The organism is Bartonella taylorii 8TBB (assembly GCF_902825155.1).
GTDB lineage: Bacteria > Pseudomonadota > Alphaproteobacteria > Rhizobiales > Rhizobiaceae > Bartonella > Bartonella taylorii_A.
Genome location: NZ_CADEAG010000020.1, coordinates 1 through 6,494, shown reverse-complemented (window position 1 = coordinate 6,494; position 6,494 = coordinate 1). Strand labels below are relative to the sequence as shown.

Below are 6,494 nucleotides of genomic sequence, written 5' to 3'. Positions count from 1 at the left end.
ATATCCGTCCTGTCCAGGCGGGTTGAAAGCGTGCCGAAATCCCTAGCCATTCAAGCCCCAACTCTATTGCCGCAAGTGAGCCACGAATATTTTGCCATGCAAGACCCTGATCAATTAAATCATAAAGATTTGGAACATAAGGCGTAAGCTCTCCAAGTCCATATTCTTCAATCAACCATGGTAAGAAGCGGGGAGGGCGTGTGATCAGTTTTGCGCGCGAAATCCCCAAAACAGAACCGTCAACATCTTGATGAAAATCGCAAGCATCGGCAAGGAGCTTTTCAAATTCCGTTGCGTTTGTGGGGAGGAGGGAACCAACCATTAGCGCGCACGCCCTTTGAAGTTTAAGGTGATTTTTCCAATCGATAAAACTTCTTCATCACAAACCTTACTGTCTTGTGTTGGTGTAATGGCGATCACTTTTTGGACACCAGGGATCATCAGTTTCGAAATCCACCACGATAAGCTTAATTCACGACCAATGGCTTGTTCTTGTCTCCATGCTGCTCTTAAATTTGCTTCCATTGTCGTGAGAATTTTCAACGATGTTTCCGGTAACAGCCAAACATCTGCTTCTAAATCTATTACTTTTTTTACAGCAGCGTGAACAATGATTGTATCATTTGTCATGATGATATTCTTTTTGTTAAGAGCTTGTGAGACTGTTTGTAAGAGATCTTCGGATGCTGTTCCTTCTTCATTATTGCCAAAAAGAGCAACATAGATGGTTGGGTCTTTGCCTTTCCGATAAACAATCGCATCCTTAACACGACTATCTGCTGTTAAGGCTATAAGCTTGTAATAGGGCTCTGTCCCGCTACCATTGCCACCACGGGCATGAAGCTCTATGCGTTCACGATATCTCTCGTCACTTTCACCCTCCATGCGGGCAAGACCATGCCAGTTTCCCAAAGCGTCAAGAGATTCACCGGTTGCAAAATCAAGAATGTTGTTGCGTGCCGCTTCGTTAATACGCTGCCTTAAAAGCAGCTCTCGATAGCTAAAAGCTTCAATGACTTTTACAGCCGGATCACTTTCAAGAACGGTATATTCAGGCAAAAGCTCTTTTAAATGGGCAAGAGCAGCAGCGCGTATTTCCTCAAAAGAAAGTTCTGTGATGATTTCTGGTTTTGCAAGCACGTCATTCATTTTATTAGTAATCCTTCCATGGTGATGGGCTTGCCGGATGGCAAATAAATACCTTCAAAGGATAAGGAAACTTGTCCAGCATCAACCATTTTAAAATCAATTTTTTTCAATTTAAAACGCGGTTCCCACTTGTCTAACGCCTCAGCAACAGCAGCATAAAGAGCAACGGCAAAAGCATTGTTAACCGGTGCATCAATGAGTTCCGCAACACGTGAACCATAATCACGCCGCATCACACGCGAGCCAATGCGTGTTGACAAAATATCAAGGATTGATTGACGCAAATGATTAATGCCGGTCAATGGCTTTCCTGTTGTACGGTCCATTCCACTGTTCAATTGGGACCTCCTGTCATGGAGCCACCAGGAGTAACACCGCCGTGAACATGTGTTGCTCCTACATTGCTGCCGTTGTGCTTTAATCCACTTGAATGGATGGAAACATCATCACCGGAGTGAAGAGAGAGACCATCACCCGAATTGAGTGAAACGCCACCACCGGCTTTCAAAGAAATGTTGCCATCTGCGTTTAGACTTATATCTTTTTCTGAAACAATTTTTATGCCTTCTGGTGCTGTAAGCTCTAGCTTACCACCATCACCTTTTAGTGACACGCCATCCGCAATCGTGAGGATAAACTTTCCGCCTGATTTGATAGTGAGTGCATAGCTGTTTTGTTCATCATCATATTCAAGGCTGGTTCCATCAGGATAAAGTGTCTTATGAATGTTGCCTTTATCGGCTGCTTGATTAGCATCTGTATGAATGGAGCCAATAATCACTCCTTGCGATAGATCTCCGGACGACGAGACAACAACAACTTGCTCTCCAATATCGCGCCCTTCATAGGAGCGTGTTTTACCGGCGCGGGCTTGTGTGTCTGGAATCCAGTCACTAACAAGATTGCCACTTTTTACCCGATAGCGTGCGTTTTTATGGTCGACATGGCTAATCTTGCCTACCATAACCATATTTGCCACACGTCTTTTTAAATCTGTGATTTCTTTATCGCGCCGCTCTAACATGAGTAACCTCGATTTTATGGTATTTATCTTTGTTTTTCACGCCTGTTTCTGGTTCAAAGCTTAAGAAAGGTTCAATGAGTCTTGCTGTTACACTGCCTTCTTCTTCATCCATGTTGGGGATATTCGTCACATAAGTGACCTCAAAGGTTAAAATGGCACCATGGAGCGCTAGGGCACCATTATCACCAAAGGCAAAAGCAATATTTTGTAGGCGGCATGTCTCAACTGTGTTGTTGAGATTGGGATTAGCGTAGAAAATTTCCTCCACTTCCCATGCTAATTGGTCAACAAAACGCGCTCCATCTTCACATGTCGCATAACATTCAACATCTAGCGTTAAAACACGCCGCCTTACTCCATAATCATAGCCATCTTCAATTGTTTCACTTTGTGTTGAGATATTAATTGCAGGTGTGTTCTCAACGGAAAAGTTGAAATCACGCATATTGAAAACATTGTCACCAGCTGCCGTCTTTGCTGCTTTGATCAACGCAACAAAGCTTTCCCTTATCGTCTCTCTAGGATGCATGGGCGCTCCTGTTTAGTTGATACCGTCTTTACTTTGATTTCCTCTTCGCCCTAAAGGATGAGGTTTTACAGTGTAACGGATAATCAAAATGCTGTTTTACGGTGAGTTAGAAAAAGATGCCTCATTGTTTTAGCTCCCGCAAGATAAGCTTATACATACCGGATTCAGAGGCTTGGACATCTGTGATAGTGAAGTGCTCTTGAGAATAGGGAGCTTTGCTGTTTTCAGGGGAAATGATTACAACATTATCTTCCGGTTTTGGTGGTAATCCTCCAATGTCATTGATACAAAGATCAAGTTCCTTTCTTGCAATTGTAGTAGGGATTCTACCACCGGCGTCCGATTCTGAATGCTTAATGGTGTAAATCGCTGTGATCCGAAAAGATTGCTGGTTTTCCTTTCGCGTGTAGATGATGGGCTGCCCAAAGGTGTTGCGTACATCTTTAACCATTTTGTTGAGCAGCCCGTGCCATCGCATGTTATTTCGCTCCAATCACGGCTTTAAACAGCATTTCTGGGCGTGTGCAGATGTAAAGCGGATAGCTATAAACTTCCGGTTTTACCCATGCATTACGGTCGTGGTCGACTATAAGCATGGTGTAGAGAGGCTTTCCAACGGTGTTGGCAAAATCCAAGCTTTCACCAGGAGCAAAGGTTTTTTGGAATACACCAGGCGCATCAACAGGGAAGAATTGACATTCATCAGGCTTAATTCCTATGGCGCGCTTTGTTCCAGCCTTTGCACTTACATTATAGTTGTGGATACTCCGGTAATTAATGAAAGTGACACCTGCAAAGTCAAAACTGCCAAAGCTTCCAGAACCAATTGCACTTGGTGTTGCAACACCTCCAGCACTATTGAGTGTCTGTGCTAAGGCTGTGTTTAAATAGGTCTCCCGAATTGTTTTATGGTTTTTCAACTTGGAAAAGAATTCATTTCCACAAAGCCCAATAATGCGTGAACGATCAGAAAATGCTCCTTTTGAAGCCTCAATCATCCTCATAATGACTTGGTCAACATTGTCAGCAACATTGGTTGTCTCAACATTCAGTTTAAAATCAATGGGCTTTGGTGGTGTGATTTCCCATTCCTTGTACCAATCCACAATGACAGAGCCATCAGCATCAAGGACAACACCTTGAACAGCGCCAAGCTGCATATTTTCCCATGTCAATTCGATTTCAGAAATCAGTTTCTTTTGTTTTCTGGCAATATATTTCATTGCTGTCTCTAACTGATCTTCTGCGCCAAATTCACGCCGGTTCTGGATTTCTTCTGATTTTACGGTATCACTTTTGGCAATCCGTGTTGTTTTGAAAAAACGAAGATTACGCCCCTCTCTGTCGCCTTCTGCCAAAGGTGCCCCGCGTTCACTGGTTTGAATAAGCGAAAATGTATTATCACGCCGTTCAATACCAACCACTGTGGTACTGGTTTCAACTTCCTCAAAAAGATTAAGAGAGCTCACAAGACCAGGTTGAAACTCATAGTTTTCGATGGCTTTCATCATTGTGATGCTTGAGAAAGCATCATGTTTAAAAAAATTCATATCCATGTGTGCATTCTCCTATCGCAATAGAATGTTGTTATGGTCTTCTAAAGACTGAATGGCTTCTTTCTTTTGCTCATCCGTGATGGCATCTGGCCATAGCAGTTCAGAAGCTTTTACAGTGCATAAGCGTGCTGTGATCACAGCGCGTTGATCTGCTTCTGTTGCATCAATAGTGGCAAAAGAAATCCCTGCCGGTGTTTGACTGCCATCTGTTGCTGCTGGATTAAGGGGGATATATTTTTCTGATGCGGTTATCTTTCCCATGACAGTTCCCGCTTCAATGAATGCTCCTGATGCGAATACCACTTCTTCGTTTGACATATCAGGGTCGTAGGGTCCAAGATAAGCGCCATTGCGTACGTCGTCATAAATAATATTTGTCATTTCACTGCCCTCCAAGCTGCTTCCCATTTTGCGTGAATCTTTGCCTTGCTTGTCCCATCACTATGAGGGGTATAAGGCGAGAGTTTTAAAGACGCGCTTTGAGAGCTAGCAGCCGCCAACACACACTGGCGTGCTTTTTCGAGACTCATACCGTTTTGAATAGCTTTTACTGCGTCAAAAGAAACGCCTAAGTGCTTTGCTTGCCTTTCAAGAGTTGTTAGTGCTTTTGCGCGCTCTCTTTCTTTTTCAAGCACGGCTTTCATATCTTCGCGCTTGTTTTCATTGTCCTCATTGTCTTCATCCTCATATTCGTTTTCTTCATCGTCGAAGTCTTCGGCTTTTTTGTCGATGTCACTATCGTCTTCGTCATCTTCCTCGTCATTGATGATGTCGACGATCTTTTCGTCATCATCTTCTTCAGCGCGGTATTGTGTGCGTGCCATGTGTTTTGTCCTTTTTCTGTTGATGTTGGGTTTTGTGATATGGAATCCGTTAAGGCTTCCAAAGCTTGCGCAAGGGTGCCTTGCACATCTGCTAATCCAAGTTTGAGAGCTTGGGTGCCTATAAAAGTTTCTGCCTTCGTGTCACGAATTGCATCAGCATTTAAGCGTCTGTTTTGCGCCACCAAATCAACAAACATCTCGTAGAGCAGGGCGCAATCGGCTTGCATTTTTATCTGTGCTGTATCGCTCAAGGGTTCGTGAGGGTTGCCATGAACTTTGTGATCACCTTCAAAGACAAAGGTCCATTTATGTCCGTGTTTTTCATCCGCACGGGATTGGTCAAGATGGGCGCAAACGACACCAATCGAGCCCACAACACCCGTGCGTGCAACCCATATTTGAGAAGCCGCACAAGCAATGGCATAAGCTGCAGAACAGGCAAATTCATTGGCATGTGCCCAAATGGGTTTGCCATATTGTTTTGAGAGTGTTTGAAACTCTTCAACCAAATCAAACACACCGCCGGCTTCTCCACCACCACTGTCAATATCAAGTAAGACAGCGCGAACATCAGGTTGTGCAATGGCTTCACGAAAAGAAGCCCTTAAACCTTCATAAGAGGTTAGCCCTGAGAGAGCTCCAAGCCATGCACCACGGCGCACAAGCGTGCCATGAACCGGTAGGATAGCAACATTGTTTTGCACTACATAAGTTTCAGGGGGTCTGAAAGCTTCTGTATCCCCTTGTCCAAACGCCCCGATGGGAAACTTTTCTCCCTCAAAAAGACGCGGCGCAAGAGCATTCAAAATGACATCAAGCTTTGTAGAAGCAAGCATATGAGGAACACCAAAAAGCCGTGATGCCAAAAACGGCATGTCGAGATTATTCACCATTTGTATGTGCCTCACTGCCTTGGTTGCTTTCATAAGTGTCAGAAAGTTCTGAATCTGCGGGATCAATTACTTGATTGCTACCAGCGGGTGCCGCCATATCGGTGTCAAAAGATAAGCCGCGCGCACGAGCATCTGTGTGCTCTTCTTGCATTTCGGCATGAATGCTGTCGATATCAAAGCCACGCTCGGCAAGTGCCATGCGTCGTGTTTTCAAGCCTGCACGGATTTCTTCTTTTTCCGCCGATATATCCTTGTTTGGATCAATCATTTCCAGGGGTGGTGCAAAGCTTTCACATTGAAGCCATGGCAAGGGATTTTCTTCCCACTCTGGCAAATTGACGCATCCAGAAAGCACTGCCATTTCAACAAAGCGCTCCCAAACAATGCGATTGAACTGAAAAGCAATGATATGTTCGCGCCATTGTTTGACGTGCCGTCTAAACTGAATGATAGAGGTACGCACATTGGAAAAATTCCCCCGCGTAACGTCTCCAGTCACAACGGCATAAGGCATATTGA

10 protein-coding genes and 1 pseudogene are annotated in these 6,494 nt (G+C 44.3%); all 11 read right to left on the bottom strand.

Annotated features, from left to right (window positions below):
- The coding region (locus J7R13_RS08270) for a phage tail protein (RefSeq protein ID WP_246786332.1) at positions 1 to 322 on the bottom strand (322 nt) is incomplete at its 3' end.
- Positions 322 to 1,149: a baseplate J/gp47 family protein gene (locus J7R13_RS08265; protein WP_208433172.1), complete on the bottom strand. Its 828-nt coding sequence runs from the start codon at positions 1,147 to 1,149 to the stop codon at positions 322 to 324. The genes J7R13_RS08270 and J7R13_RS08265, both read right to left, overlap by 1 nt.
- Complete coding sequence (locus J7R13_RS08260; protein WP_208438250.1) at positions 1,146 to 1,487, bottom strand: GPW/gp25 family protein; 342 nt, start codon at positions 1,485 to 1,487, stop codon at positions 1,146 to 1,148. The genes J7R13_RS08265 and J7R13_RS08260 overlap by 4 nt, the downstream gene beginning before the upstream one ends.
- Positions 1,484 to 2,173 carry a phage baseplate assembly protein V gene (locus tag J7R13_RS08255; protein ID WP_208438249.1) on the bottom strand — a complete coding sequence of 230 codons (690 nt, stop codon included), beginning with the start codon at positions 2,171 to 2,173 and terminating at the stop codon, positions 1,484 to 1,486. The genes J7R13_RS08260 and J7R13_RS08255 overlap by 4 nt, the downstream gene beginning before the upstream one ends.
- Positions 2,154 to 2,702, bottom strand: coding sequence for a hypothetical protein (locus tag J7R13_RS08250; RefSeq protein WP_208438248.1), 549 nt, complete (start codon positions 2,700 to 2,702; stop codon positions 2,154 to 2,156). The genes J7R13_RS08255 and J7R13_RS08250 overlap by 20 nt, the downstream gene beginning before the upstream one ends.
- Before the next feature lie 121 nt (positions 2,703 to 2,823).
- Positions 2,824 to 3,180 carry a head-tail joining protein gene (locus J7R13_RS08245; protein ID WP_208438247.1) on the bottom strand — a complete coding sequence of 119 codons (357 nt, stop codon included), beginning with the start codon at positions 3,178 to 3,180 and terminating at the stop codon, positions 2,824 to 2,826.
- Position 3,181: 1 nt separating this feature from the next.
- Positions 3,182 to 4,258, bottom strand: a complete 1,077-nt coding sequence (locus tag J7R13_RS08240; protein WP_208433166.1) for a major capsid protein — start codon at positions 4,256 to 4,258, stop codon at positions 3,182 to 3,184.
- A gap of 12 nt (positions 4,259 to 4,270) precedes the next feature.
- Positions 4,271 to 4,639 (bottom strand): head decoration protein, encoded by a 369-nt coding sequence (locus tag J7R13_RS08235; RefSeq protein ID WP_017196265.1) that lies wholly within the window; start codon positions 4,637 to 4,639, stop codon positions 4,271 to 4,273.
- Positions 4,636 to 4,902: a hypothetical protein gene (locus J7R13_RS08230; protein ID WP_017196266.1), complete on the bottom strand. Its 267-nt coding sequence runs from the start codon at positions 4,900 to 4,902 to the stop codon at positions 4,636 to 4,638. Before J7R13_RS08230 ends, J7R13_RS08235 begins: the two co-directional genes overlap by 4 nt.
- Entirely contained in the window at positions 4,899 to 5,975 is a 1,077-nt protein-coding gene (locus tag J7R13_RS08225; RefSeq protein ID WP_208433165.1) for a S49 family peptidase, read from the bottom strand. The genes J7R13_RS08230 and J7R13_RS08225 overlap by 4 nt, the downstream gene beginning before the upstream one ends.
- Positions 5,965 to 6,494: pseudogene (locus J7R13_RS08220) on the bottom strand (phage portal protein); the annotation flags it as partial. The pseudogene J7R13_RS08220 and the gene J7R13_RS08225, both read right to left, overlap by 11 nt.